37 protein-coding genes and 2 pseudogenes are annotated in these 24,975 nt (G+C 60.2%); 6 read left to right on the top strand and 33 right to left on the bottom strand.

Annotated elements, in window-relative coordinates:
* Window positions 1-14: 14 nt before the first annotated feature.
* Window positions 15-1,010: an alpha/beta fold hydrolase gene (locus HFO99_RS16945; protein ID WP_222362343.1), complete on the bottom strand. Its 996-nt coding sequence runs from the start codon at window positions 1,008-1,010 to the stop codon at window positions 15-17.
* Between the two features lie 135 nt (window positions 1,011-1,145).
* On the opposite strand from HFO99_RS16945, the gene HFO99_RS16940 reads away from it, so the two are divergent.
* A complete protein-coding gene (locus HFO99_RS16940; RefSeq protein ID WP_222362341.1) occupies window positions 1,146-1,298 on the top strand; it encodes a hypothetical protein in 153 nt (50 codons plus the stop codon).
* A 102-nt stretch (window positions 1,299-1,400) separates the two neighbouring features.
* Window positions 1,401-1,709, top strand: a complete 309-nt coding sequence (locus HFO99_RS16935) for a DUF1883 domain-containing protein (RefSeq protein ID WP_222362339.1) — start codon at window positions 1,401-1,403, stop codon at window positions 1,707-1,709.
* 13 nt (window positions 1,710-1,722) lie between these two features.
* Here HFO99_RS16935 and HFO99_RS16930 read toward each other — a convergent pair whose 3' ends face one another.
* Both HFO99_RS16930 and HFO99_RS16925 read right to left on the bottom strand, forming a co-directional pair.
* Window positions 1,723-3,039 (bottom strand): replication-associated recombination protein A, encoded by a 1,317-nt coding sequence (locus HFO99_RS16930; RefSeq protein WP_222362338.1) that lies wholly within the window; start codon window positions 3,037-3,039, stop codon window positions 1,723-1,725.
* On the bottom strand, window positions 3,036-4,439 hold the full coding sequence (locus HFO99_RS16925) for a DegQ family serine endoprotease (RefSeq protein WP_222333067.1): 1,404 nt from the start codon (window positions 4,437-4,439) through the stop codon (window positions 3,036-3,038). The genes HFO99_RS16930 and HFO99_RS16925 overlap by 4 nt, the downstream gene beginning before the upstream one ends.
* A 146-nt stretch (window positions 4,440-4,585) precedes the next feature.
* On the opposite strand from HFO99_RS16925, the gene HFO99_RS16920 reads away from it, so the two are divergent.
* On the top strand, window positions 4,586-4,966 hold the full coding sequence (locus tag HFO99_RS16920) for a YkvA family protein (RefSeq protein WP_222307880.1): 381 nt from the start codon (window positions 4,586-4,588) through the stop codon (window positions 4,964-4,966).
* A gap of 23 nt (window positions 4,967-4,989) precedes the next feature.
* Window positions 4,990-5,340, top strand: coding sequence for a lysozyme inhibitor LprI family protein (locus HFO99_RS16915; RefSeq protein ID WP_222333065.1), 351 nt, complete (start codon window positions 4,990-4,992; stop codon window positions 5,338-5,340).
* A gap of 171 nt (window positions 5,341-5,511) precedes the next feature.
* Here HFO99_RS16915 and ilvD read toward each other — a convergent pair whose 3' ends face one another.
* A complete protein-coding gene (gene ilvD, locus HFO99_RS16910) occupies window positions 5,512-7,350 on the bottom strand; it encodes a dihydroxy-acid dehydratase (RefSeq protein ID WP_222362335.1) in 1,839 nt (612 codons plus the stop codon).
* 431 nt (window positions 7,351-7,781) lie between these two features.
* Between ilvD and msrP the strand changes: the two genes are divergently transcribed.
* Complete coding sequence (gene msrP, locus HFO99_RS16905) at window positions 7,782-8,729, top strand: protein-methionine-sulfoxide reductase catalytic subunit MsrP (RefSeq protein WP_222362333.1); 948 nt, start codon at window positions 7,782-7,784, stop codon at window positions 8,727-8,729.
* Window positions 8,729-9,385: a protein-methionine-sulfoxide reductase heme-binding subunit MsrQ gene (msrQ, locus tag HFO99_RS16900; RefSeq protein ID WP_170282802.1), complete on the top strand. Its 657-nt coding sequence runs from the start codon at window positions 8,729-8,731 to the stop codon at window positions 9,383-9,385. Before msrP ends, msrQ begins: the two co-directional genes overlap by 1 nt.
* 113 nt (window positions 9,386-9,498) lie before the next feature.
* Here the strand turns inward: msrQ and HFO99_RS16895 are convergent.
* The 29 genes and pseudogenes from HFO99_RS16895 to tuf form a co-directional block, all read right to left on the bottom strand.
* Window positions 9,499-9,914 (bottom strand): annotated as a pseudogene (locus HFO99_RS16895) (DUF2809 domain-containing protein).
* An 83-nt stretch (window positions 9,915-9,997) separates the two neighbouring features.
* On the bottom strand, window positions 9,998-10,420 hold the full coding sequence (rplQ, locus tag HFO99_RS16890) for a 50S ribosomal protein L17 (RefSeq protein ID WP_003558556.1): 423 nt from the start codon (window positions 10,418-10,420) through the stop codon (window positions 9,998-10,000).
* Window positions 10,421-10,543: 123 nt separating this feature from the next.
* Window positions 10,544-11,554: a DNA-directed RNA polymerase subunit alpha gene (locus HFO99_RS16885; protein ID WP_003547579.1), complete on the bottom strand. Its 1,011-nt coding sequence runs from the start codon at window positions 11,552-11,554 to the stop codon at window positions 10,544-10,546.
* 97 nt (window positions 11,555-11,651) lie between these two features.
* Window positions 11,652-12,041 carry a 30S ribosomal protein S11 gene (gene rpsK / locus HFO99_RS16880; protein ID WP_003547577.1) on the bottom strand — a complete coding sequence of 130 codons (390 nt, stop codon included), beginning with the start codon at window positions 12,039-12,041 and terminating at the stop codon, window positions 11,652-11,654.
* Between the two features lie 133 nt (window positions 12,042-12,174).
* Window positions 12,175-12,543, bottom strand: coding sequence for a 30S ribosomal protein S13 (gene rpsM, locus HFO99_RS16875; RefSeq protein ID WP_011651425.1), 369 nt, complete (start codon window positions 12,541-12,543; stop codon window positions 12,175-12,177).
* A gap of 222 nt (window positions 12,544-12,765) precedes the next feature.
* Window positions 12,766-13,416, bottom strand: coding sequence for an adenylate kinase (locus HFO99_RS16870; protein ID WP_222333061.1), 651 nt, complete (start codon window positions 13,414-13,416; stop codon window positions 12,766-12,768).
* The gene (gene secY, locus HFO99_RS16865) at window positions 13,413-14,753 is read right to left on the bottom strand and encodes a preprotein translocase subunit SecY (protein WP_003558551.1); all 1,341 of its coding nucleotides are present in this window, start codon (window positions 14,751-14,753) and stop codon (window positions 13,413-13,415) included. The genes HFO99_RS16870 and secY overlap by 4 nt, the downstream gene beginning before the upstream one ends.
* A 234-nt stretch (window positions 14,754-14,987) precedes the next feature.
* Window positions 14,988-15,464, bottom strand: a complete 477-nt coding sequence (rplO, locus tag HFO99_RS16860) for a 50S ribosomal protein L15 (protein ID WP_003547567.1) — start codon at window positions 15,462-15,464, stop codon at window positions 14,988-14,990.
* A 16-nt stretch (window positions 15,465-15,480) separates the two neighbouring features.
* Window positions 15,481-15,690, bottom strand: a complete 210-nt coding sequence (gene rpmD / locus HFO99_RS16855) for a 50S ribosomal protein L30 (protein WP_003547566.1) — start codon at window positions 15,688-15,690, stop codon at window positions 15,481-15,483.
* 14 nt (window positions 15,691-15,704) lie between these two features.
* Window positions 15,705-16,274, bottom strand: a complete 570-nt coding sequence (gene rpsE, locus HFO99_RS16850) for a 30S ribosomal protein S5 (protein ID WP_017963908.1) — start codon at window positions 16,272-16,274, stop codon at window positions 15,705-15,707.
* Between the two features lie 131 nt (window positions 16,275-16,405).
* Complete coding sequence (rplR, locus tag HFO99_RS16845; protein ID WP_222362331.1) at window positions 16,406-16,768, bottom strand: 50S ribosomal protein L18; 363 nt, start codon at window positions 16,766-16,768, stop codon at window positions 16,406-16,408.
* A 12-nt stretch (window positions 16,769-16,780) separates the two neighbouring features.
* On the bottom strand, window positions 16,781-17,314 hold the full coding sequence (gene rplF, locus HFO99_RS16840; protein WP_017963907.1) for a 50S ribosomal protein L6: 534 nt from the start codon (window positions 17,312-17,314) through the stop codon (window positions 16,781-16,783).
* Window positions 17,315-17,356: 42 nt separating this feature from the next.
* Window positions 17,357-17,755, bottom strand: coding sequence for a 30S ribosomal protein S8 (gene rpsH, locus HFO99_RS16835; protein ID WP_003547562.1), 399 nt, complete (start codon window positions 17,753-17,755; stop codon window positions 17,357-17,359).
* Between the two features lie 12 nt (window positions 17,756-17,767).
* A complete protein-coding gene (gene rpsN, locus HFO99_RS16830) occupies window positions 17,768-18,073 on the bottom strand; it encodes a 30S ribosomal protein S14 (protein WP_003547561.1) in 306 nt (101 codons plus the stop codon).
* A 32-nt stretch (window positions 18,074-18,105) separates the two neighbouring features.
* Window positions 18,106-18,663, bottom strand: coding sequence for a 50S ribosomal protein L5 (gene rplE / locus HFO99_RS16825; RefSeq protein ID WP_003547560.1), 558 nt, complete (start codon window positions 18,661-18,663; stop codon window positions 18,106-18,108).
* Window positions 18,656-18,964 (bottom strand): 50S ribosomal protein L24, encoded by a 309-nt coding sequence (rplX, locus tag HFO99_RS16820; RefSeq protein ID WP_222362329.1) that lies wholly within the window; start codon window positions 18,962-18,964, stop codon window positions 18,656-18,658. The genes rplE and rplX overlap by 8 nt, the downstream gene beginning before the upstream one ends.
* An 11-nt stretch (window positions 18,965-18,975) precedes the next feature.
* Entirely contained in the window at window positions 18,976-19,344 is a 369-nt protein-coding gene (gene rplN / locus HFO99_RS16815) for a 50S ribosomal protein L14 (RefSeq protein ID WP_003547558.1), read from the bottom strand.
* A 258-nt stretch (window positions 19,345-19,602) separates the two neighbouring features.
* A complete protein-coding gene (rpsQ, locus tag HFO99_RS16810) occupies window positions 19,603-19,842 on the bottom strand; it encodes a 30S ribosomal protein S17 (RefSeq protein ID WP_003547557.1) in 240 nt (79 codons plus the stop codon).
* Window positions 19,843-19,854: 12 nt separating this feature from the next.
* Window positions 19,855-20,055: a 50S ribosomal protein L29 gene (rpmC, locus tag HFO99_RS16805; RefSeq protein ID WP_018241642.1), complete on the bottom strand. Its 201-nt coding sequence runs from the start codon at window positions 20,053-20,055 to the stop codon at window positions 19,855-19,857.
* A gap of 12 nt (window positions 20,056-20,067) precedes the next feature.
* The gene (rplP, locus tag HFO99_RS16800) at window positions 20,068-20,481 is read right to left on the bottom strand and encodes a 50S ribosomal protein L16 (RefSeq protein ID WP_003547555.1); all 414 of its coding nucleotides are present in this window, start codon (window positions 20,479-20,481) and stop codon (window positions 20,068-20,070) included.
* Between the two features lie 36 nt (window positions 20,482-20,517).
* Entirely contained in the window at window positions 20,518-21,249 is a 732-nt protein-coding gene (gene rpsC, locus HFO99_RS16795) for a 30S ribosomal protein S3 (protein ID WP_003547554.1), read from the bottom strand.
* Entirely contained in the window at window positions 21,249-21,638 is a 390-nt protein-coding gene (gene rplV, locus HFO99_RS16790; RefSeq protein WP_003547553.1) for a 50S ribosomal protein L22, read from the bottom strand. Before rplV ends, rpsC begins: the two co-directional genes overlap by 1 nt.
* A gap of 2 nt (window positions 21,639-21,640) precedes the next feature.
* Complete coding sequence (gene rpsS / locus HFO99_RS16785; protein ID WP_003547552.1) at window positions 21,641-21,919, bottom strand: 30S ribosomal protein S19; 279 nt, start codon at window positions 21,917-21,919, stop codon at window positions 21,641-21,643.
* Between the two features lie 15 nt (window positions 21,920-21,934).
* On the bottom strand, window positions 21,935-22,771 hold the full coding sequence (gene rplB / locus HFO99_RS16780; RefSeq protein WP_028741365.1) for a 50S ribosomal protein L2: 837 nt from the start codon (window positions 22,769-22,771) through the stop codon (window positions 21,935-21,937).
* A gap of 11 nt (window positions 22,772-22,782) precedes the next feature.
* Complete coding sequence (locus tag HFO99_RS16775; protein ID WP_003547550.1) at window positions 22,783-23,076, bottom strand: 50S ribosomal protein L23; 294 nt, start codon at window positions 23,074-23,076, stop codon at window positions 22,783-22,785.
* Window positions 23,073-23,693 carry a 50S ribosomal protein L4 gene (rplD, locus tag HFO99_RS16770; protein ID WP_003547549.1) on the bottom strand — a complete coding sequence of 207 codons (621 nt, stop codon included), beginning with the start codon at window positions 23,691-23,693 and terminating at the stop codon, window positions 23,073-23,075. The genes HFO99_RS16775 and rplD overlap by 4 nt, the downstream gene beginning before the upstream one ends.
* Before the next feature lie 13 nt (window positions 23,694-23,706).
* Window positions 23,707-24,348 (bottom strand): 50S ribosomal protein L3, encoded by a 642-nt coding sequence (gene rplC, locus HFO99_RS16765; RefSeq protein WP_018067989.1) that lies wholly within the window; start codon window positions 24,346-24,348, stop codon window positions 23,707-23,709.
* A 39-nt stretch (window positions 24,349-24,387) separates the two neighbouring features.
* The gene (gene rpsJ / locus HFO99_RS16760; RefSeq protein WP_003547547.1) at window positions 24,388-24,696 is read right to left on the bottom strand and encodes a 30S ribosomal protein S10; all 309 of its coding nucleotides are present in this window, start codon (window positions 24,694-24,696) and stop codon (window positions 24,388-24,390) included.
* Between the two features lie 154 nt (window positions 24,697-24,850).
* Window positions 24,851-24,975: pseudogene (gene tuf / locus HFO99_RS16755) on the bottom strand (elongation factor Tu); the annotation flags it as partial.

The raw sequence follows: 24,975 nt of genomic DNA, 5'->3' as shown, positions 1-24,975 counted from the left end.
CCAGCCGCCTTCCCTTACTTTCCGACCTGCTCGGCCCAGTTCGGCGCCTTGCCGCCGCCATCGAGGAAGGTCATTGCCATATTCGCCATCAGGGGAGAGGCGAAGGTCTCGTAGTGGGTGAGATCAGGCAGAATCGCCAGCCGGTTCTTCGACATGTTTTCCCGCATCCAGCCCGCATCGCGCAGACCGCCGCCGAGCTTGTGGTAGAAGTCGATCATATGCTCGGGCCGGATCATGTCGGCATCGCCATAGATCAGCATAACCGGCATGGTGAGCTTGGCGACGGCATCGCTATAGTCGATAGGTTCGCGCATCAGTGCGCCCATGGCATCGAGCAGCTTCGGAAATTCGGAAACGTCAGGCGCTACCGCCTTGTAGGAGAGGAACATCGGCGTGTCCTTCATCATGTCGGCCATACCGGCGCCGACGGCCGCCTGCTGCGGCAGCATTTCCGGGAAGAAGCCGTTCTGTGCATAAGGCGCCGAGAGTATCACCAGCCGACGCACCTGGTCGGGCGCGTTCGCCGCCATGTTCAGCGCCACCCCACCTCCGAAGGAATAACCAAAGACGTCGACCCTGTCGTAGCCGAGCTGCTTCACCAGGATCGCGAGGTCGGCGCCGATGGCTGGAAGCTCGATGGTCCGCTTGCCAAGGGGCGTGCGGCCATGGCCCTGCAGATCGACGGCGATCACCTGCCGATGGTCCGTGAAGATAGGCATGACGGGCGCGAACATCTCGATCTGCCCGAGGCCGCCGTGAAGCAGCAGCAGCGGTTCGCCCTCTCCACGGATCTCGTAATAATAATCGATACCGTTGACCGGCACGCTTCCCTTCCTGACAATCGGCGCTGCAGCCTTCTTCTCCTCGCTCGCCGGCGCGGCACCTCCGGCGCCTGATATATCGGGCACGGCCAAGAATGCGGCAGTGGTTGCGATCATCGAAATCAGCGTCATCTTCGACATGTCCTTGCTCCATGTTTGCATCGATACCGCAAGGACGGCGGCGCTCATGTCTTTCCGACACCACGCTTCGAAATTTCTCGCATCGGCCTTTATGCCATTCCTATATTTTCGTGCCCCGCCCCGAATGGATTTCCTATCGCAAGCGGCAGTAGCCTTTCGCCATCACTGCAAAGGACAAATGCCATGCGAAAAGTCATGCCCTCAGATTTTCAGCTCCCTCGTCCACACAGGATCACCCGCGGCAGTAAGCAGATGCGCGAGAAGCGAACCGCGCTGATCGCCTTTGGCGTAGTGCTCGCCTGCGTCGAACTCTATGTCATTTTCGGCGCGGTCTGAGGCGGAGCGCGAAGACGTGAGCTGAAAGGCCGAGTTCCAACTTTTCCTTAACCGACATACTGGTAAAATCGCGTCGCAGAGACTTCAGACGCCACGAGACCGATGAAACCGAATTTCCGCTTCACCCATTACGATCTTAGGGAACAACGCGCCGGAACGATCATCGAGGTGTCGTTGAATGCGGTGAACAATATCCGCCTGATGACGGCGCCGAATTTCCAGCGGTTCACCGAGGTTCTCGATTTCAAATATATCGGCGGCGTGGCGCGCAAATCACCGATCAAGATCGCCGTTCCGGAAAGCGGTCACTGGCATGTCATCGTCGATATGGAAGGGCATCACGGGCTTGCGGAATCGTCCGTCAAAGTGATTGCCGCGCCGGCAAATCAAAAGACGCCGCGCGCCTCCTGAGGTTCGCTGGGTTTCAGCGCGGATTGCGCTCCTTGCGAAGCTTCGCCCACCATTCCAGCCGCTTGCGGATATCGCGCTCAAAGCCGCGCTCCGGCGGATCATAGAAGATTTGGCGTCCCATCTTCTCCGGGAAATAATCCTGGCCGGAAAAGGCATCCGCCTCGTCGTGGTCGTAGCGGTAGCCGTCGCCGTAACCCTCGCCCTTCATCAGCTTGGTCGGCGCATTGAGGATATGCTTTGGCGGCAACAGCGAGCCGTTCTGCTTGGCAGCCTGAGTGGCAGCCTTGAAGGCGGTATAGACGGCATTCGATTTCGGGGCAGTGGCGAGATAGACGCAGGCCTGCGCTAGCGCCAGTTCGCCTTCCGGCGAGCCGAGATACTCATAGGCATCCTTGGCGGCGTTACAGATCACCAGCGCCTGCGGATCGGCAAGGCCGATATCCTCAACCGCCATGCGCACCAGCCGCCGGCCGAGATAGAGCGGGTCCTCGCCGGCATCGAACATGCGGGCGAGATAATAGAGCGCGGCATCGGGATCCGAGCCGCGTACGGATTTATGCAGCGCCGAGATCAGGTTGTAGTGGCCGTCCTGCGCCTTGTCGTAGACCGGGGCACGGCGCTGGACGATGCGTGTCAGGCCTTCGGTATCGAAGCTCTCGCCTTCGCGCGCCGCGCGCCAGACTTCTTCGGCGAGCGTCAGCACCGCGCGGCCGTCGCCGTCGGCCATGCGGATCAGGCTGACGCGGGCATCCTCCGTCAGCGGCAGCGGCTTCTGCTCGATCGCCTCAGCACGCTTCAGCAGTTCCTCAAGGCTTTCCTCGTCATGCGACTTGAAGGTCAGCACACGGGCCCGCGACAGCAGAGCGGCGTTGAGCTCAAAGGATGGGTTCTCGGTGGTGGCGCCGACGAGGATGACGGTGCCATCCTCCATGACGGGCAGGAAACTGTCCTGCTGGGCGCGGTTGAAACGATGGATCTCATCGACGAAGAGCAGCGTCTGAAGGCCGTCCATGCGGCGCAAACGGGCTGTCTCGAACACCTTCTTCAGGTCGGCGACGCCGGAGAAGATCGCCGATATCTGCTCGAAGGCCAGTCCCGCCTCGCCCGAAAGCAGCCGTGCCACCGTCGTCTTGCCGGTGCCGGGCGGCCCCCAGAAGATCATCGAGCCTAGCGAGCCGCTTTCGATCATTCTTTTCAGCACGCCATCCTCACCGGTCAGGTGTTCCTGACCGGTGACATCGGCAAGCGTCTTCGGCCGCAGCCGGTCGGCAAGCGGCCGCCTGGCAGCGACCTCCTCCGGAACACGCGGCGCGAAGAGATCGTTGCTCATCGGAAAAATTGCCGGATACGCTGGCCGTCGCGCTCTATCTCGACCCGCCAGAGGCCGGGGTCGCTATCGGCGATTTCAGACAATTCGCTGGTCGACTTCACATCCGTGCCATTGATCGAAACGATGATATCCTTCGGTTCGAAACCGAGACGGGCAGCAGGCGAATCGTCCTTCACCTCGGATACGACGACGCCCGCCGATTCCGGCGGCATGCGCAGCTCGTCGGCGACCCGCGGCGACAGGTTCTCGACGACAGCGCCCGTGAAGGGTGTGTGCCCGCTGATCGTGCGCTGATCGCGCGGCGAGGTTTCCGGGGCGCGGTCGAGCGTCAGCGGCAATTGCTGCTCGCGGCCATTCTCGACGACGGTGAGCTTGACCGATTTGCCGAGACCCGCCGTCGTCAGCCGGTAGAGCAGCGCATCCGGGTGCTCGACGGAAATTCCGTCGACGGCCGTGACGATTTCGCCGGCCTTCAGCCCAGCCTTGGCCGCCGGCCCACCTTCCGAGACCTTGACGACGAGTGCGCCGCGGGCCTTGTTTAGCCCCAGCGCCTCAGCCACCTCCGAGGTTACGGCATCGAAGCTCGCGCCGACATAGGGCCGTTCGAAGGATTTGACGCCGGCATCGGCAGACGTGAGGAAGACCTTGACCAGATTGGCAGGGATGGCGAAACCGATACCGTTCGAGCCGCCGCCGCGCGAGAAGATCGCCGTGTTGATGCCGATCAGTTCGCCCTTCATGTTCATCAAGGCGCCGCCGGAATTGCCGGGATTGATCGAGGCATCGGTCTGGATGAAGAAGCCGAATTCGTTCCTGACCACCTGGTTGCGGGCAAGTGCTGAGACGATGCCGCTCGTCACCGTCTGGCCGACGCCGAAGGGGTTGCCGATCGCCAGCACGAGATCGCCGACCTCAACCGCGTCGGAATTGCCGATCGGCAATGTCGGGAAGCTTTCCTTGGTGTCGATCTTCAGCACGGCAAGATCGACACGGTCGTCGCGCAGCACCACCTTGCAGGGGAACTCGCGGCCATCCGACAGCGCTATCTTGATGTCGTCGGCGCCCTCGATGACGTGATTGTTGGTCACGACAGTGCCGTTCGCCTCGACGATGACGCCGGAACCGAGCGAAGACTGCTTTTCCGAACGGTTCGGCATCTGCTGGCCGAAAAACTGCTCGAAGAAAGGGTCGCCGGCAAAGGGCGACTGGCGCTGGACGGTCTTTTCCGCATAAACGTTGACGACGGCGCCTGATGTCTGTTTGACGAGCGGCGCGAAGGAGAGCTGCATTTGCATCTGGCTTTCGGGCACTGTCTTTGCAGTCTGCGCATGGGCGACAGCCGGCAGTACGAGCATCAGAGCGAACAGCGAGACGGAGGCGCGCTTAAAAAAGCCTTGCATGGGTATTCCTTTTGAATCCTCTTGAGGAACGTTGTAGCGCCCGACGCTAGAAAGGAAAGAGGGCGGAAGCATGGAAGAATAAGGCAGCGGAACGTCGCGGAAGTGCCACTTAAAGCGATTGCGAATTTGATTCAGGAAGTACGGCCATGCAACTGATATCAAAAGCCAAAAACTGGGCGAAGTCACTGAAGCGTGACATCGTGGCCCTGTGGCTTGCCGCGCGCGATCCGCGCGTGCCGTGGTATGCCAAAGCGGTGGCCGGCGGCGTTGCCGCCTACGCGCTGTCGCCCATCGATCTCATCCCCGATTTCATTCCCGTGCTCGGCTATCTCGACGATCTCCTGATCGTTCCGCTCGGCATCATGCTGGCGATTCGGCTCGTGCCAGTAGAGGTGATGAACGAGCTTCGTACGGAGGCGACAAGGCGCATCGAGCGCCCCTCCAGCCGGGTCGGACTGATCTTCATCCTTGCCGTCTGGCTGATCTGCATCATCTTCCTGGCTCTGGCACTGCGCAAGCTCGCCTGACCGGCGGCAATAGGAACATATGAATGATCACGACAAGAACGACGATAGCGGCGCTCGGCTTTGCGACCCTCATTGCATCGGACCTGGCACAGGCAGCAAGCTTCGATTGCGATGCGAAAGAATTGAAGCCGGATGAAAAAGCGATCTGCGACAACCGCGCGCTCAATGACGCCGACGTGAAGATGGTGACGACCTTCGAGCTGCTCTCCGGCCTGCTGGCGATGGGTTCGCGCGGAACATTGCAGGACGAACAGACGGCCTGGCTGAAGAAACGGCAGGAATGCGGGGCGGATGCGGCCTGCATCAAGGCTGCCTATGACGAGCGGCTGAAGCAACTCGGCGAGACTTATAAAAACATCAACCGGCCGCTCTAGAACAGGATGATTTTAGGCCGGGTCGGCCTAAGACCTGAATCCTGTTCTACATTATATAGTTAGAGCATGATGTCGTCCGAAAACCGCTTCACACTTTTCGGCATCATGCTCTGAAGCGACCGGTTGGAAGAGCTGCTGACTCTTAATCAGCGGGTCGCAGGCTGAAGCTGTTCAGCGGGCGTTCAGATCGCGCACGGCGCCGCGATCGGCGCTTGTTGCGAAGGCGGCGTAGGCCTTCAGCGCGGTCGTGACGTTGCGCTTGCGGACTTCTGTGGGATACCAGCCCTTGGCATCCTGCTCGGCGCGGCGGGCGGCGAGTTCGGTCTCGCTGACACGCAGGCTGATCGTGCGGTTGGGGATGTCGATGTCGATCATGTCGCCTTCGCGCACCAGGCCGATCGTGCCGCCATTTGCCGCTTCCGGCGAAGCGTGGCCGATCGAGAGGCCGGAGGTGCCGCCGGAGAAGCGGCCGTCGGTGATGAGCGCACAAGCCTTGCCGAGGCCCTTCGACTTCAGATAGCTCGTCGGATAGAGCATTTCCTGCATGCCGGGGCCGCCCTTCGGGCCTTCATAACGGATGACGACGACGTCGCCGGCCTTGACTTCGTTGGCAAGGATCGCCTTGACCGAGGAATCCTGGCTTTCGAAGACGCGGGCGGGGCCGGAGAATTTCAGGATCGATTCATCGACGCCGGCCGTCTTGACGATGCAGCCGTCGATCGCAAGATTGCCCTTGAGCACGGCGAGACCACCATCCTTGGAGAAGGGATGCTCGACCGAGCGGATGACGCCGTTCTCGCGGTCGGTGTCGAGATCATCCCAACGGGCTTCCTGGCTGAAGGCGACCTGGGTCGGGATGCCACCGGGAGCGGCGCGATAAAAGTTGCGCACGGTTTCGCTGTTGGTGCGGGTGATATCCCAGCGGTCGATCGCGTCACCCAGCGTCTCGGCATGAACGGTCGGGCAATCGCGGTTCAAGAGACCGCCCTTGTCGAGTTCTCCGAGGATCGACATGATGCCGCCGGCGCGGTGGACGTCTTCCATGTGAACGTCGCTCTTGGCGGGGGCGACCTTCGACAGGCACGGCACCCGGCGCGACAGTGCATCGATATCTGTCATGGTGAAATCGATCTCGCCTTCGTGAGCGGCAGCAAGAATGTGCAGGACCGTATTGGTCGAACCACCCATGGCGATGTCGAGCGCCATGGCATTCTCGAAGGCCTGCTTGGAGGCGATGGTGCGCGGCAACGCCTTAACGTCGTCCTGCTCGTAGTAACGGCGGGCGAGATCGACGATCAGATGGCCGGCCTCGACGAAGAGGCGCTTGCGGTCGAGATGGGTGGCAAGCGTCGAACCGTTGCCGGGCAGCGACAGGCCGAGCGCTTCCGTCAGGCAGTTCATCGAATTGGCGGTGAACATGCCGGAGCAGGAGCCGCAGGTCGGACAGGCCGAGCGTTCGATGGTCTGGACGTCCTCGTCGCTGATCTTGTCATCGGCCGCGGCGACCATGGCATCGACGAGGTCGAGCGCATGTGTCTTGCCGTGCAGCACGACCTTGCCGGCTTCCATCGGACCGCCCGAAACGAAGACGGTCGGGATATTGAGGCGCAGCGACGCCATCAGCATGCCAGGGGTGATCTTGTCGCAGTTGGAGATGCAGACCATGGCGTCGGCGCAATGGGCATTGACCATGTATTCGACGCTGTCGGCGATGAGCTCACGCGAGGGCAGCGAATAAAGCATGCCGTCGTGGCCCATGGCGATGCCGTCATCAACGGCGATCGTGTTGAATTCCTTGGCGACACCGCCGGCCGCCTCGATTTCGCGGGCAACGAGCTGGCCAAGGTCCTTCAGGTGCACGTGGCCGGGCACGAACTGAGTGAAGGAATTCACCACCGCGATGATCGGCTTGCCGAAATCCGAATCCTTCATGCCCGTGGCGCGCCAAAGGCCGCGGGCGCCTGCCATGTTGCGGCCATGGGTCGTGGTTCTGGAACGGTAAGCTGGCATCGGTGTCTTCCTCAACGTGTCGGAATTATCAGGCGAAGCCGGGCGGCATGGAGCCTGCGGGCCGCAGCAAACGCTGCTTTTTGGAATTGTCCTAATCCAATCGACGGGGGCTGTCACTACCGGGAAGCCCAAATCCGGTACGCCGGGGAGAAGCGCCATGAGACCATCGATCATATACGCTTCGACACGGCGTTTTGTTACAGCCTATTCCATCACGACCGAACACAAAAAATTGGCTTCCCGTCAGCAATATTCAAGGCTTAGACACTATAGCGCCGCACGTCTTTTCAGATGCGCACAGGACGCAGTAGCACTTTGAATTGCTGCATAATTCCTAAATCGATTCTGATTAGGAATTATGCAGCAATATAGACATGCCGGCGGTTCGTTTAAGGGCTATATTTCAGGATATCCGCCGAGGAGGTTTCGACATGCCAAGCTATCGCCCACCGAAGATCGCGTCGTCGGAGATCACGCCGCGCCAGATCTATGTGCGCCGCCGTGAATTCCTGGGCGCGGCAGCGCTTGGCGCCATGGCGCTCTATGGCGCTGGCAGGGCAAGCGCTGCGGCCCTCTCTGCCGTTGAGAGCAAGTACAAGGTCGACGAGAAGGCGACGCCGATCAAGGACGTCACGACCTACAATAATTTCTATGAGTTCGGCCTCGACAAGGGCGATCCCGCAGCTCTTTCCGGCGATTTCAAGCCGCTGCCCTGGACGATCAAGGTCGACGGTATGGTCAACAAGCCAGGCACCTTCGACCTCGAGGCGCTCATGAAGGAATTCCCGATCGAGGAGCGCACCTATCGCATGCGCTGCGTCGAGGCCTGGTCGATGGTTATCCCCTGGGACGGCTTTCCGCTGGCATCGCTGCTCGACAAGGTCGAGCCGCTGGGCAGCGCCAAATACGTCGCCTTCGAAACCGTCGTGCGGCCGGACGAGATGCCTGGGCAGAAGGGCTTCTTCCAGTCGCTCGACTGGCCCTATGTCGAGGGTCTGCGCCTGGATGAGGCGCGCCATCCGCTGACGCTGCTGGCCGTCGGGCTCTATGGCGAAACGCTGCCGAACCAGAACGGCACGCCGATCCGCCTCGTCGTGCCGTGGAAGTACGGCTTCAAGGGCATCAAGTCGATCGTCAGGATCACGCTCACCGACCAGCAGCCGAAGAATACCTGGCAGGTCACCAATTCGCAGGAGTATGGCTTCTACGCCAACGTCAACCCTGAGGTCGACCATCCGCGCTGGAGCCAGGCCAGCGAACGGCGCATCGGCGAGAGCGGCTTCTTCGGCGCGAGCCGCCATCCCACCCTGCCCTTCAACGGCTATGCCGACGAAGTGGCAAGCCTTTATGCCGGCATGGACCTGAAGGCGAATTTCTGATGGCGGAACTGTCGCTCGCCATCCCGAAGCGCTGGCAACCCGCCTCCGTCTGGCTGCTTTATGTCGTTGGGCTCTTGCCTGCGGCCTGGACGTTCTATCTCGGCGCAACCGATCAGCTCGGCGCCGATCCGGTCAAGACCTTCGAGCGTTTCCTTGGGCTCTGGACGATCCGTTTCCTGATCGCAACACTAGCCGTTTCCCCTGCCCGTGAGCTCTTCGGCTGGAACTATCTGCGCTATCGCCGCGCGCTTGGCCTGCTGACCTTCTATTACGCGCTGATGCATTTCACCGTCTACATGGTCCTCGACCAGGCGATGGATATTTCCGCCGTCATCAACGACGTGCTGAAGCGCCCCTTCATCATGTTCGGCATGGCCGGGCTTGCGATGCTCATTCCGCTGGCGGTGACATCCAACAATCTCTCGATCCGCCGCCTCGGCAAGAACTGGATCTGGCTGCACCGCCTCGTCTACATCATCGCCGCCTGCGGGGCGTTGCACTTCGCGCTCTCGACCAAGATCCTCGACCTCGAGCAATATATCTATGTCGGGCTGATCATCGCGCTCATCCTCTATCGCTCCTACCGGCCGATCGCACGCAATAGGCAGAAGGGCAAAGGGCGGACGCGCAATCGCGCAATGGCGTCGGCCTCGTGAGACGGCAGGTTTGGCGCATAACCCCGAAAATCGGAATCGATTTTCGGAAAGGATTATGCGCAGATTCAAAGTGATAGAGCGTCCTTAGCGCGTCTGAAAAGACGCGCGGCGCTCTAGCGAGGACGCAACGCAGTCCGGCGTGCCGGATCGAAGGCGCAGGCCCCAGCTATGCCGATTGCATAGGCCAGCATGTTCCAAAGCGAAAACACGCGCCCAAGCAGCAGGGCGCCGGCCGTGGTCAGCCGAAACGCGTCGAGCCAGGGCGTTGATAGAGCCGGAACAATTCCACTGAGATTGCTATGAACAGCGCCGTGATAGCGATTGCTGCCGGCCGTGACTTTGTGACAAAGAGCGCCACAAGCAGATAGACCATCGCTCCCCAGAGTGCCGATCCGCCATATTTGACGACGATGAAGGGCAGATCGGCTGCATAGCCAAACCTGCGGAGCACCAGCCCGAGAACGATGACAAGAAACAGGGCGACCAGACGGAGGAACTGCGGAGAGCGAACCTGAATGATTTTGCGCAATGGAGCCGGTCCCGTCACCATATCGGAAACAAAAACAGCCGGGCTTTGCAGCCCGGCTGTTTTGTTTCCGCCGGAGCGGAAGATTAAGCGGCGACGGCCTGCTCTTCAGCGGCGACGCGGGCCTTGTCGGCTGCGCCCTTGGCATAGGCATCGCGGTCAACGAATTCGATCACGGCCATGGCGGCATTGTCGCCCTGGCGGAAGCCGGCCTTCATGATGCGCAGGTAGCCGCCATTGCGGGTGGCGTAGCGCGTTGCGATCGTGTCGAACAGCTTCGAGACGACAGCGGCATCGCGGATCTGCGAGATCGCCTGACGGCGAGCGTGCAGGTCGCCGCGCTTGCCGAGCGTGACGAGCTTCTCGACGATCGGACGGATTTCCTTGGCCTTCGGCAGGGTCGTGACGATCTGCTCGTGGGTAATCAGCGAAGCCGCCATGTTGGCGAACATCGCCTTGCGGTGGCTTGCAGTTCTATTCAGCTTGCGGCCGGCTTTACCATGGCGCATTGCTATTCTCCTTTAATGCAGGTGCCCTTACGCTAAGTGGGCCTGCCGTTTCCTGGCACATGCAGGCGATCGGCCTGCTGTTTGACGGGGAAAGGCAGCCGAAAGAGCCTGCCTTTTGTTTTCTCAGTATTGATCTTCGTAACGCTTGGCGAGATCTTCGATGTTCTCGGGCGGCCATGCCGGCACTTCCATGCCGAGGTGCAGGCCCATGGAAGCGAGAACTTCCTTGATTTCGTTCAGCGACTTGCGACCAAAATTCGGCGTGCGGAGCATTTCTGCTTCGGTCTTCTGAATGAGGTCGCCGATGTAGACGATGTTGTCGTTCTTCAGGCAGTTTGCCGAACGGACCGACAGTTCGAGTTCGTCCACCTTCTTCAGGAGAGCCGGGTTGAAAGCGAGTTCGGTGACTGCTTCCTCTTCGGTTTCCTTCTGCGGCTCGTCGAAGTTGACGAAGACGCCAAGCTGATCCTGGAGGATGCGCGCCGCAAAAGCGACGGCGTCTTCGCCGGTGATCGAGCCATCGGTTTCGATGGTCATGTTCAGCTTGTCGTAGTCGAGAACCTGTCCTTCGCGGGTATTTTCAACCTTGTAGGACACCTTCTTGACCGGCGAATAGAGGCTGTCGACCGGGATGAGACCGATCGGAGCATCTTCCGCACGATTGCGTTCGGCCGGAACGTAGCCCTTGCCGTTGTTGACGGTGAATTCCATGCGGATCTCGGCACCCTCGTCGAGCGTGCAGATGACATGCTCGGGGTTGAGGATCTCGATATCGCCGACCGTCTGAATGTCGCCAGCCGTGACAACGCCCGGGCCCTGCTTACGCACGACCATGCGCTTTGCATCGTCGCCATCCATCTTGATGGCGATTTCCTTGATGTTGAGCACGATGTCCGTCACGTCTTCGCGGACGCCCGGAATCGAGGAGAATTCATGCAGTACGCCATCGATCTGCACCGCCGTGACGGCAGCACCGCGCAGCGAGGAGAGCAGAACGCGGCGAAGCGCGTTGCCGAGGGTGAGGCCGAAGCCGCGCTCCAGCGGCTCGGCAACAAGCGTCGCCCTGGTGCGCGAGCTCGAGGAGAACTCCACCTTGTTCGGCTTGATCAGTTCCTGCCAGTTCTTCTGAATCATGAGTTTGCCTTCCGTTCGTTGCCACCATCCAATCGTGGCAACCGAGCTTGAAAACCACCGGAAGTGCGCAAGCGCTCACCGGTGACGAGAGCGATGATCAGACGCGGCGCTTCTTGCGCGGACGGCAGCCATTGTGCGGGATCGGGGTCACGTCGCGGATGGACGTGATCATGAAACCTGCAGCCTGGAGCGCGCGCAGAGCCGATTCACGACCCGAACCCGGACCGCAGACTTCGACTTCCAGCGACTTCATACCGTGCTCCTGGGCCTTCTTGGCGCAGTCTTCGGCAGCGATCTGGGCAGCGAACGGGGTCGACTTGCGCGAGCCCTTGAAGCCCTTGGCGCCAGCCGACGACCAGGCGATCGCATTGCCCTGCGCATCGGTGATGGTGATCATCGTGTTGTTGAAGGTCGAGTTGACGTGAGCGACACCCGACGAGATATTCTTGCGCTCGCGACGGCGAACGCGGACGGCTTCCTTAGCCATGGTATTCCTTTCGTTGATCTCTTCACCGCCGTAATGCCAGCGGCTACACCGGAACGGCGCCTATATGGTCCCGCTCCAAACTCAAAAGAGGCCGGCGCAGACCGCCAGCCTCCCTACCCCGGTTTCCCGGAAATTACTTCTTCTTGCCAGCGATTGCCTTTGCCGGGCCCTTGCGGGTGCGGGCATTGGTGTGCGTGCGCTGACCACGGACCGGAAGCCCGCGGCGATGACGCAGGCCGCGGTAGCAGCCGAGGTCCATCAGGCGCTTGATGTTCATCGCGGTATCGCGACGAAGATCGCCTTCGACCTGATAGTCGCGGTCGATGGCTTCGCGGATCTGAAGGACTTCTGCGTCCGTCAGCTGATGCACACGACGTTCGGCCGGGATACCGACCTTTGCGACGATTTCCTGTGCGAATTTCGGACCGATCCCGTGAATGTAGGTCAGCGCGATAACAACGCGCTTCGCAGTCGGGATGTTGACGCCAGCGATACGTGCCACGCCTGTTCTCCTTGCATTCCAGTTGCCATCCGGCAAGTGGGCTTCGTTATGCGGCTCTTGAGAACCGCCCGTTCAGATTTACGTCCGTAACATGTCAAAACGACCGCACCCGGACTTCCCTGGGAAATCCGCGCCGATCGCATGGAATGTCGCGAGTTGGCGCGGTGTTTAGCGGAATCACTGCTGAAAAGCAACCGTTCCGCCAAGTTTATTTTCAAAGCCTTAAAGCTTGGAAAGAATGCTTTCGACCTCGACCGTCACCTGATCGATCTCCGCCATGCCGTCCACGGACTTGAGTTTGCCCTTGGCATGGTAATAGCCGATCAGCGGCGAGGTTTCCTTGTAGTAGACCTGCAGCCGAGCCGTCATGGTCTCCGGAGTGTCATCAGGACGGCGCTTGAAGTGCGTCGAACCGCACTTGTCGCACACACCCTCAGCAGCCGGAACCTTGTCGGTATCGTGATAGACGCTGCCACACTGTGCACAGGAGTAGCGACCGGCAACACGTCGGATCAACTCATCATCATCGACACGGAATTCAATGACGACGGAGAGGCCGAGACCCTTTGCCTTCAGCATCGCCTCGGTGGCATCAGCCTGGACGAGCGTCCTGGGGAAGCCGTCGAGAATGAAGCCGTTGGCGCAATCTGGTTGATCGATACGCTCGGAAACGATGGCAATGACGATCTCATCCGAGACGAGCTTGCCGGCGTCCATGACCGCCTTCGCGCGCTTGCCGACATCCGTGCCGGCGTTGACCGCTGCACGCAGCATGTCCCCCGTGGAAAGCTGCGGAATGCCGTGCTTTTCCACGATCCGCTGGGCCTGGGTTCCCTTACCCGCGCCCGGCGGCCCCAAAAGGATAAGTCTCATCGCCCCCTCTTTCCTCCACGCAACTTCGATTTCTTGATCAGGCCTTCGTATTGCTGCGCGATCAGGTGACCCTGGATCTGTGCAACCGTATCAAGAGTTACGCTAACCACGATCAAAAGCGAAGTCCCACCAAGGGCTAATGGAATGCCGGTTTGCGACACCAAGATCTCCGGCAGGATGCAGACGAAGACGAGATAGAGCGCGCCGATCACCGTGATGCGGGTCAGCACGTAGTCAATATATTCGGCGGTGCGTTCGCCCGGACGGATGCCGGGAATGAAGCCGCCATGCTTCTTCAGATTGTCGGCCGTGTCCTTCGGATTGAAGACGATGGCCGTATAGAAGAAGGCGAAGAAGGCGATCAGCGCGCCGTACAGCGCCATATAGAGCGGTTGACCGTGGCCGAGAGCCGCGACGATCGATGTCACCCAGGAGGGCATTGCCGAGGTGTTGGCGAAACCGGCGACCGTTGCCGGCAGCAGCAGCAGCGACGACGCAAAGATCGCCGGAATGACACCTGATGTGTTCAGCTTCAGCGGCAGGTGCGAAGTATCGCCCTGGAACATCCGATTGCCAACCTGACGCTTCGGATACTGAATCAGCAGCCGGCGCTGGGCGCGCTCGACGAAGACGATGATGCCGATGACGGCGATCGCGACGATGATGACGAGCAGGATGAGGAAAGTCGACAGCGCCCCGGTGCGGCCGAGTTCGAGCGTGCCGGCAAGGGCAGTCGGAAGGCCGGCGGCGATGCCGGCGAAAATGATCAGCGAGATGCCGTTGCCGATGCCGCGCGAGGTGATCTGCTCGCCGAGCCACATCAGGAACATCGTGCCGCCGAGCAGCGTCAGAACGGTGGAAACACGGAAGAACCAGCCCGGCTCGACGACGAGGCCCTGGCCGCTTTCAAGGCCGGCGGCAATGCCATAGGCCTGCAGCGCACCGAGGATGACGGTACCATAGCGGGTATACTGGTTGATGATCTTACGGCCCTGCTCGCCTTCCTTCTTGAGGTTTTCGAGCGCCGGCACGACCGAGGTCATGAGCTGCACGATGATCGAAGCGGAGATATAGGGCATGATGCCGAGCGCGAAGATCGCCATGCGCTGAACAGCGCCGCCCGAGAACATATTGAAAAGGCCGAGAATGCCGCCTGCCTGGCCGCGGAATGCCTGGGCATAGGCTTCGGGATTGAGACCCGGAAGCGGAATATGCGTGCCGAGTCGATAGACGAGGAGAGCTGCCAGTGTGAACCACAAGCGCTTCTTCAAATCCTCGGCTTTGGCGAAGGTCGAAAAATTGAGGTTGGATGCCAATTGTTCCGCTGCAGAAGCCATGCGTTTCTCCGCGCTACCAATTCCGGCGTCTCTGGGGGACAGACCGGACCCGGAATCAGTATGAAATTATTCAAAACCGGGCTCAGGACGGATTGCGGCGCAACCCCTTGCCTCACCCTTGTTTTCGAGTCTTACCGGCATGACGCGGGTGCGCCAGCCAAGTTTTTGTGAGGCCCACATATGGGAGCAAAATCGCCCGGTGTGAAGCACCCCGGGCGACATATCATCAGATTATTATTCGGCTGCAGCGGGAGCCGAAAGCAGCGTCACGGTGCCGCCGGCCTTTTCGATCTTCTCGACGGCAGGCTTGGAGGCGCCTGCAACGACGATAGTGATCTTGGCCTTGATCTCGCCGTCGGCGAGAACGCGAACGCCGTCCTTGACGCGGCGGATGACACCCGCAGCCTTGAGGGCAGCTGCGTCGACGGTCGTCTTGGCATCGAGCTTGCCGGCGTCGATCGCCGTCTGGATACGGGCCAGCGACACGACAACAAAATCGGAAGCGAAAATGTTGTTGAAGCCGCGCTTCGGCAGGCGACGATAGATCGGCATCTGGCCGCCTTCGAAGCCATTGATGGCGACGCCCGAACGGGACTTCTGACCCTTCACGCCGCGACCACCAGTCTTGCCCGAGCCCGAGCCGATACCGCGGCCGAGGCGCTTGCGGCTGTGGGTCGAGCCTTCATTGTCCTTGATTTCATTGAGTTTCATGAGCGTTTCCTCCGTCTCACTTCTCGTCGACGACGCGAACGAGATGCTGGACAGCACGGATCATGCCACGAACGGAAGGGGTATCCTCCAGCGTGCGGCGACGGTGCATCTTGTTCAGTCCGAGACCGATCAGCGTGCGCTGCTGGACATCCGGACGGCGGATCGGGCTGCCGATCTGTTCGATCGTGACAGTCTTCGCTTCAGCCTTCTTAGTAGCCTTGGCCATCTGTCAAACTCCTCTTATTCTTCAGAGGCGTTGCCGGAGGCGCCACGACGAGCCTGCAGCGTTGCATACTTGATGCCGCGCTGAGCTGCGATGTCCTTCGGGTGAACCTGGTGCTTCAGAGCGTCGAAGGTGGCGCGAACCATGTTATAGGGGTTCGACGAACCGGTCGACTTGGCGACGACGTCATGCATGCCGAGCGTCTCGAATACGGCGCGCATCGGACCACCGGCGATGATGCCGGTACCAACCTTGGCCGAGCGCAGCAGAACCTTGCCGGCGCCGTGGCGGCCATGAACGTCGTGATGCAGCGTACGGCCGTCGCGCAGCGGTACGAAGATCAGTTCGCGCTTGGCGGCTTCGGTTGCCTTGCGGATGGCTTCCGGCACTTCACGTGCCTTGCCGTGGCCGAAGCCGACGCGGCCCTTCTGGTCGCCAACGACGACGAGTGCTGCGAAACCAAAACGACGGCCGCCCTTGACGACCTTGGCGACGCGGTTGATCGCGACAAGCTTGTCGACGAATTCGCTATCGCGCTCTTCGCGGCTCTGGCGGTCGTCCCGCTGCGGCCTTCTTTCCTGTGCCATTGTCCTCTTCCTTTTTCTTTTCCGGGTGCAATCGGCAAACAAATGTGGACCGCATCAGCCTCCCCTTTCGGAGAGCGCCTGCGGTCCGGCGAAAATCCGGCCGGCGCCTGAGGCGTCCGGCCGGAAACTGATCAGAAGGTGAGACCGCCTTCGCGGGCCGCTTCGGCGAGAGCCTTGATGCGGCCGTGATAGATGAAGGCGCCACGGTCGAACACGACTTCCGTAACACCGGCCTTGGAGGCGCGCTCTGCGAGGAGCTTGCCCACAACGGTAGCGGCGGCGGTATCGGCACCGGTCTTCAGAGAACCGCGCAGATCCTTCTCGAGGGTGGAGGCAGACGCAAGCGTCTTGCCGGCCACGTCATCGATGACCTGGGCGTAGATGTTCTTCGAGGAGCGATGAACCGACAGGCGCGGACGGCCGTTGGCCACCGACTTGAGATGACGGCGCACGCGGTTGGCACGACGTTCAAGTGCTTCTTTCCTGCTAGCCATTTCGCGTGATCCTTACTTCTTCTTGCCTTCTTTGCGGACGATCCGCTCGTCAGCGTACTTGACGCCCTTACCCTTGTAGGGCTCAGGACCGCGATATTCGCGGATTTCGGCAGCAACCTGACCGACCTGCTGCTTGTTGATGCCGCTGACGACGATTTCCGTCGGCTTCGGAACAACGATCGAGATACCGACCGGCGGCTCGTAGATCACGTCGTGGCTGAAACCGAGGGCCAGCTGCAGGTTCTTGCCCTGCATGGCGGCGCGGTAACCAACGCCGTTGATCTCAAGCTTGCGCTCGAAACCGTCCTTGACGCCCTTGAAGATGCCTTCGATCATCGTGCGGGACATGCCCCACTTTGCGCGCGCATCCTTGGTCTGGTTTACCGGCGTCACGACGACGGCGTTATTTTCAAGCTTGAGGCTGATTTCGTCGTTAGCAACGAAAAACAGCTCGCCCTTCGGGCCCTTTGCAGTCACCTTCTGGCCATCGACCGTAGCCGTGATCCCAGCAGGCACCTGAACGGGCTTTTTACCGATACGAGACATGTTTCAATCCTGTCTGTTCGCTATGGAGATCCCTGCCCGATCTTAGAAGACCGAGCAAAGAACCTCGCCACCAACGTTCTGTTCGCGAGCCTGGTGATCAGCCATCACACCCTTCGGAGTCGAAAGGATGGTGATGCCGAGACCGTTCGCGACCTGCGGAATGGACTTGACCGAGACATAAACCCGGCGGCCCGGCTTGGACACACGGCCGATCTCACGGATCACCGATGCGCCTTCATAATATTTCAGCTCGATGCTGAGTTCCGACTTGCCATTGCCGAAATCGACAACGGAGTAGCCACGGATGTAGCCTTCGGACTGCAGAACATCGAGAACACGTGCACGGAGCTTCGAAGCAGGCGTCGAGACCGACGACTTGCGGCGGGAAGCGCCGTTACGGATGCGAGTGAGCATATCGCCCAACGGATCAGTCATTGTCATGTAACCTGCTCCTTACCAGCTCGACTTGACGATACCCGGCACCTTGCCGAGATTGCCGAGTTCACGCAGCGCAATACGCGACATGCGCAGTTTGCGGTAATATGCGCGCGGACGCCCCGAAACTTCGCAACGGTTGCGAATACGGGTCTTCGATCCATCGCGCGGCAGGGATGCCAGCTTGATCGAGGCCTTGAACCGCTCTTCGATCGGAAGAGCCTGGTTCATGATGATCGCCTTCAACCCAGCCCGCTTAGCGGCCTGGTTAGCGACCGTAGTACGGCGGCGCTTGTTCTTTTCAACTGCGCTTGTCTTCGCCATGTCAGGTTCCTTTTCTACGCTCGTCGTTACGGTTATTGACGGAACGGGAAGCTGAACTCTTTCAGAAGAGCCCGTGCTTCGTCGTCGGTCGTCGCCGTCGTGCAAACGATGATGTCCATGCCCCACATCTGATCAACCTTGTCGTAGTTGATCTCAGGGAACACAATGTGCTCCTTGATGCCCATGGCGAAGTTGCCACGGCCGTCAAAGCTTTTCGGGTTCAGGCCGCGGAAGTCGCGAACGCGCGGGAGCGCGATGTTCACGAGACGGTCCATGAACTCGTACATGCGGGCGCCGCGCAGGGTAACCTTCGCGCCGATCGGCATCTGTTCGCGGACCTTGAAGCCTGCGATAGAGTTGCGTGCGCGGGTGATGACCGGCTTCTGGCCGGCGATCGCTGCGAGGTCGGCGGCAGCTACCGTCGGCTTCTTCGAGTCAGCGGTCGCTTCGCCGACACCCATGTTGATCACGATCTTGTCGAGCTTCGGAATCATCATCTCGTTGGCGTAGGAAAACTGCTCCTGCAACGCCTTGCGGATGCGCTCGACATATTCCTTCTTGAGCCGCGGCTCATATTTTGCCTCAGCCATCGATCACTTCTCCAGAACGCTTGGCCACACGGACCTTCTTGCCGTCAACAACCTTGAAACCGACGCGGGTGGGCTTGCCGTCCTTGTCGATGATTGCAATGTTGGACAGGTGAACCGGGGCTTCCTTGTTGATGATGCCGGCTTCCTGGGTCTGCGTCTGGCGCTGGTGGCGCTTGACGACGTTGACGCCACGAACAACGGCACGATCTTCCTTCGGCATGACCTGGACAACTTCGCCGGTACGGCCCTTGTCCTTGCCAGCGAGCATGACGACCTTGTCGCCCTTACGAATCTTCTGCATCGCTTCGCTCCTTACAGTACTTCGGGAGCCAGCGAGATGATCTTCATGTGGTTCTTGGCGCGAAGTTCACGCGGAACCGGTCCGAAGATACGGGTGCCGATCGGCTCTTTCTTGTTGTCGATGAGGACTGCTGCGTTGGTGTCGAAGCGGATGACGGAGCCATCTGCACGGCGGATGTCCTTGGCGGTGCGAACGACAACCGCCTTCATCACGTCACCCTTCTTCACACGGCCGCGCGGGATCGCTTCCTTGATCGAAACGACGATGACGTCGCCGATCGAGGCATACTTGCGCTTCGAGCCGCCCAGCACCTTGATGCACATGACACGACGTGCGCCGGAATTATCCGCGACGTCGAGGTTTGTTTGCATCTGAATCATATCAGGTCGCCTTCTTGGTTTACCGGAATGGTTGGGCTAGCCCCCTACTCCGGCTTATGAAAATTTTCGCCGGCCGAGCTGCCGTGAGGCAGCACAGACGCGGCAATAGCTGAATAGCGCGGGGTCGATCGTGCCAGGGTGGTTTCCCGAACGGGACCTTCCGTGCGCTCAAAGCAAAAGAACGCCCGGCATTCGAGCGTTCTGACGCTGCTTCATACAGATATTTCGGCGAGACGCAAGGCCTCGCGCAAAATTCTGTTACTTGCCCTGGGCGGAAATGACCGTCCAGCGCTTGTCCTTGGAGATCGGTGCGCATTCCTCGATGGATACGGTATCGCCGATCTTGTACTGGTTGTTCTCGTCGTGGGCCTTGTACTTCTTGGAACGACGAACGGTCTTCTGGAGCAGCGGGTGAGCGAAACGACGCTCGACACGAACCACTACCGTCTTCTCGTTCTTGTCGCCAACGACGACGCCCTGCAGGATGCGCTTCGGCATATTTTTCTTCCTTTAGGCCTTAACTTCTGCCGCCTTCTGGCGGGCAATGGTTTTCACGCGGGCGATGTCCTTGCGGACTTCGTTGATGCGCGAGGACTTTTCGAGCTGGCCGGTCGCCTTCTGAAAGCGCAGGTTGAACTGCTCCTTCTTCAGCTTGGCAAGCTCGTCCTTGAGTTGGTCAGCGCTGAATGCGCGAACGTCTGAGGCTTTCATGAGCTCAATCCCTTACTCTGCAATGCGCTGAACGAAGCGCGTCTTGACCGAGAGCTTGGCAGAGCCGAGGCGAAGCGCCTCACGGGCGATTTCTTCGCTGACACCGTCGATCTCGAACATCATACGGCCGGGCTTGACCTTGCATGCCCAGTATTCAACGGAGCCCTTACCCTTACCCATACGGACTTCGGTCGGCTTTTTGGTCACCGGGACGTCCGGGAACACGCGGATCCATACACGGCCGGCGCGCTTCATATAACGCGTGATCGCGCGGCGGGCCGCTTCGATCTCGCGCGCGTTGACGCGGTTGGGTTCCTGTGCCTTCAGGCCGAATTCGCCGAATGCCAGGTCAGAACCGCCCTTGGCGACGCCCTTGATGCGGCCCTTGAACTGCTTGCGGTACTTGGTACGCTTTGGCTGCAACATTTTCTTATTCTCCGAACTTCTCTGCCACGCGCGCTATCAAGCGTTGTCGCGGCGACGGTCTCTGTCGCGGTCACGATCACGGCTTGCCGGACCCTGGGCGTCACCTTCCATCGCGCGGCGCTCGGAAGCCATCGGATCATGCTCAAGGATTTCGCCCTTGAAGATCCAGACCTTGATGCCGCAGATGCCGAATGCGGTTTCTGCTTCAGCCGTGCCGTAGTCGATGTCGGCGCGCAGCGTGTGCAACGGCACACGACCTTCGCGGTACCATTCCGTACGGGCGATTTCAGCACCGCCGAGACGGCCGGCGCAGGTGATCTTGATGCCTTCTGCGCCAAGACGCATCGCCGACTGAACGGCGCGCTTCATGGCGCGGCGGAAAGCCACGCGACGCTCGAGCTGCTGGGCGATCGACTGAGCGACCAGCGTCGCATCGACTTCGGGCTTGCGCACTTCGACGATGTTGAGGTGCGTTTCCGAATTCGTCATCTCCGACAGCTTCTTGCGGAGCTTGTCGATGTCTGCGCCCTTGCGGCCGATGATCAGGCCCGGACGTGCCGAGTGGATCGTGACGCGGCACTTCTTGTGCGGACGCTCGATGACCACCTTGGAGATCCCGGCCTGCTTCAGTTCGCTCATGACGAACTTGCGCATCTTCAGGTCTTCGTGCAGCAGCTGGCCGTACTCGGCATTGTCCGCAAACCAGCGGCTATCCCAGGTACGGTTGATTCCGAGACGGAAACCGATTGGATTGATTTTCTGACCCATTATGCGGCCTCCTCTGCTGCCTGCACTTCACGAACGACGATCGTCAGGTGCGCGAAGGGCTTTTCGATGCGCGACGCGCGACCGCGGCCACGAGCGTGGAAACGCTTCATGACGATCGACTTGCCGACATAGGCCTCGGCGACAACCAGCGAGTCGACGTCGAGATCGTGGTTGTTCTCGGCGTTGGCGATCGCAGATTCGAGCGTCTTCTTGACGGCGCCTGCGATGCGCTTGCGGGAGAACTCCAGCTCAGCGAGTGCGCGCTCGACCTTCTTGCCGCGGATAGCCGCAGCAACCAGGTTGAGCTTCTGGGGGCTGACGCGGAGCGTGCGGGCGACTGCTTGCGCCTCGTTGTCCTTCAGCCGGCGTTCGGCTTTTGCCTTGCCCATTGTTACTTCCTCTTCGCCTTCTTGTCCGCGCCGTGACCGTAGTAGGTGCGGGTCGGAGAGAATTCACCGAATTTGTGGCCGACCATGTCTTCATTGACGCTGACCGGGATATGCTTGCTGCCGTTGTAGACGCCGAAGGTGAGACCGACGAACTGCGGCAGGATCGTGGAGCGACGGCTCCAGATCTTGATCACTTCACTACGACCGCCTTCACGAACCTTCTCAGCCTTCTTGAGAAGATAGCCGTCAACGAACGGACCTTTCCATACTGAACGAGCCATTGGAGACTTCCTCTCTTACTTCTTACGCTGATGACGCGAGCGCATGATCATCTTGTCGGTCGACTTGTTCGACCGGGTGCGCTTGCCCTTAGTCGGCTTGCCCCACGGTGTCACCGGATGGCGACCACCGGAGGTGCGGCCTTCACCACCGCCGTGCGGATGGTCGACCGGGTTCATGACGACACCGCGGTTATGCGGACGCTTGCCGCGCCAAACGGTACGACCGGCCTTGCCGTCGTTGATGTTGGCGTGATCAGGGTTGGAGACGGCGCCGATCGAAGCAAGGCAAGAGCCATGAACGAGACGCTGTTCACCGGAGTTCAGGCGAAGGATCGCCATGCCCTGGTCGCGGCCGACGAGCTGTGCGTAGCCACCGGCCGAGCGAGCGATCTGACCACCCTTGCCCGGCTTCATTTCCACGTTGTGGATGATGGAGCCGACCGGGATGTACTGCAGCGGCATGGTGTTGCCGGGCTTGACGTCGACAGCCTTCTCGGAAGCGATAACCTTGTCACCGGCAGCGAGACGCTGGGGAGCGAGGATATAAGCCTTCTCGCCGTCAGCATAGTTCACCAGCGCGATGAAAGCCGTGCGGTTCGGATCGTATTCGATACGCTCGACCGTGCCTTCGACGTCGAACTTGCGACGCTTGAAGTCGATCAGACGATAGGTGCGCTTGTGACCACCGCCGATGAAGCGGGCGGTGATGCGGCCGAGGTTGTTACGACCGCCGCTCTTGGTCAGACCTTCCGTCAGCGCCTTGACCGGCTTGCCCTTGTAGAGGGCCGAGCGGTCGACGATGACCAGCTGGCGCTGGCTCGGGGTGATCGGATTGAAAGTTTTCAATGCCATTTTCTTATACCTCAGAGACCGGTGGAGACGTCGATCGTCTGGCCTTCAGCCAGCGTCACAACAGCCTTCTTCACGTCCTTCTGCTTGCCGACGAAACCGCGGAACCGCTTGGTCTTGCCCTTGCGCAGCAGAGTGTTGACAGCCGTGACCTTGACGCCGAACAGCGCCTCGACCGCAGCCTTGATTTCCGGCTTCGTCGCCTGCTTGGCGACATTGAAAACAACCTGGTTGTTTTCGGATACCAGCGTGGACTTTTCGGTGATCGCCGGAGAGACGATCACATCGTAGTGGCGAAGATCGGTCACTTGAATCGCTCCTCTAGCGCTTCAACCGCAGCCTTGGAAAGCACGAGCTTGCCGCGGCGCACGATGTCGTAAACGTTGATGCCCTGAATTGGCAGAACATCGATGTTCGGGATGTTCTGTGCTGCAAGCTTGAAGTTGCCATCAAGCTCTGCGCCGCCGATGAAGAGGGCGTTGGTCAGGCCGAGCGTCTCGAAAACGGACGCGAGCGACTTGGTCTTGGCTTCAGCGGCAACCAGGTTGTCGATGACGATGACGTCATCGGCCTTGATCTTGGCCGAAAGGGCGTGACGAAGGCCGAGTGCGCGAACCTTCTTCGGAAGATCGTGCTCGTGGCTGCGGACAACCGGGCCGTGAGCCTTGCCGCCGCCGCGGAACTGCGGAGCGCGAGCCGAATGGTGGCGGGCGCGGCCCGTACCCTTCTGCTTGTACATCTTGGCGCCGGTGCGCGAAACTTCCGCGCGGCCCTTAGCCTTGTGCGTGCCCTGCTGCTTCTTGGCAAGCTGCCAGCGGATGACGCGGGCGAGAATGTCTTCGCGGGGCTCGAGGCCGAAAATCGCGTCCGAAAGGGAAACCTTCCCGGCGTCTTTTCCCTCGAGGGTCTTGACGTTGAATTCCATTAATCTGGCTCCCTTACTTCGCGGCCGACTTGACGGCGTCGCGCACGATGATCCAAGCGCCCTTGGAACCAGGAACAGCACCCTTGATCAGGATCAGACCACGATCTTCGTCGGTCGAAACTACTTCCAGGTTCTGCGTCGTGACGCGCGTCTGGCCCATGTGACCAGCCATCTTCTTGTTCTTGAAAACCTTGCCCGGATCCTGGCGCGAGCCGGTCGAACCGTGCGAACGGTGAGACACCGACACACCGTGCGTGGCACGCAGACCGCCGAAACCATGGCGCTTCATGGCGCCGGCAAAACCCTTACCGATCGTCGTGCCCGTCACGTCGACGAGCTGACCGGCTGCAAAGTGACCCGCCTTGATCTCAGTGCCGATCTCGAGCAGCTGATCTTCCGACACGCGGAATTCCGTCAGCTTGGCCTTCGGCTCGACGTTGGCGATGGCAAAGTTGCCACGCATCGCCTTCGACGTGTTCTTCACCTTCGCCTGGCCGGCACCGAGCTGAACTGCGGTATAGCCATTCTTTTCGACAGTGCGCGTGGCCACGACCTGGCAGCCTTCCATACGCAGTACCGTTACCGGGACATGCTCGCCGGCGTCGTTATAGACGCGGGTCATTCCCACCTTCTGTGCAATCACACCTGAACGCATCGGTTCAATCCTTCTCACTCAGCCCGAAGACCCGAGGTCTCAGAGCTTGATCTCAACATCGACACCGGCGGCGAGATCGAGCTTCATCAGCGCGTCTACCGTCTGCGGGGTCGGGTCAACGATATCGAGAAGGCGCTTATGCGTGCGCATCTCGAACTGTTCGCGGCTCTTCTTGTCGATGTGCGGGGACCGGTTGACCGTAAACTTCTCGATGCGGGTCGGAAGCGGAACGGGGCCCCGGACGCTTGCACCGGTGCGCTTAGCCGTCGATACGATCTCGCGCGTGGAGGCATCGAGAATCCGGTGATCGAACGCCTTCAGGCGGATGCGGATATTCTGGCCGTTCATTCGACTTTATCCTTGTGTCTGTTATCCGCGTGTCACCGCTTAGGGACACGACTTACCTTCAGTTACGTTAGCGGGCCACCGGTTTCAAAGATCGAGAGGGACACCGAGATCGGCGTCCCTATCCTTTCCTTGGGCCAGGTGGCCCAGCCGTTAGTTACTCAACGATGCTCGCGACGATACCGGCGCCGACGGTGCGGCCGCCTTCGCGGATGGCGAAGCGCAGCTTTTCTTCCATCGCGATCGGAACGATCAGCTCGACCGATACCGTGACGTTGTCGC

The organism is Rhizobium leguminosarum (assembly GCF_019798305.1).
GTDB classification, from domain to species: Bacteria; Pseudomonadota; Alphaproteobacteria; order Rhizobiales; family Rhizobiaceae; genus Rhizobium; species Rhizobium leguminosarum_U.
Note: the sequence above shows the minus strand (reverse complement) of the source record. Positions and strands in the feature narration are given on the sequence as shown.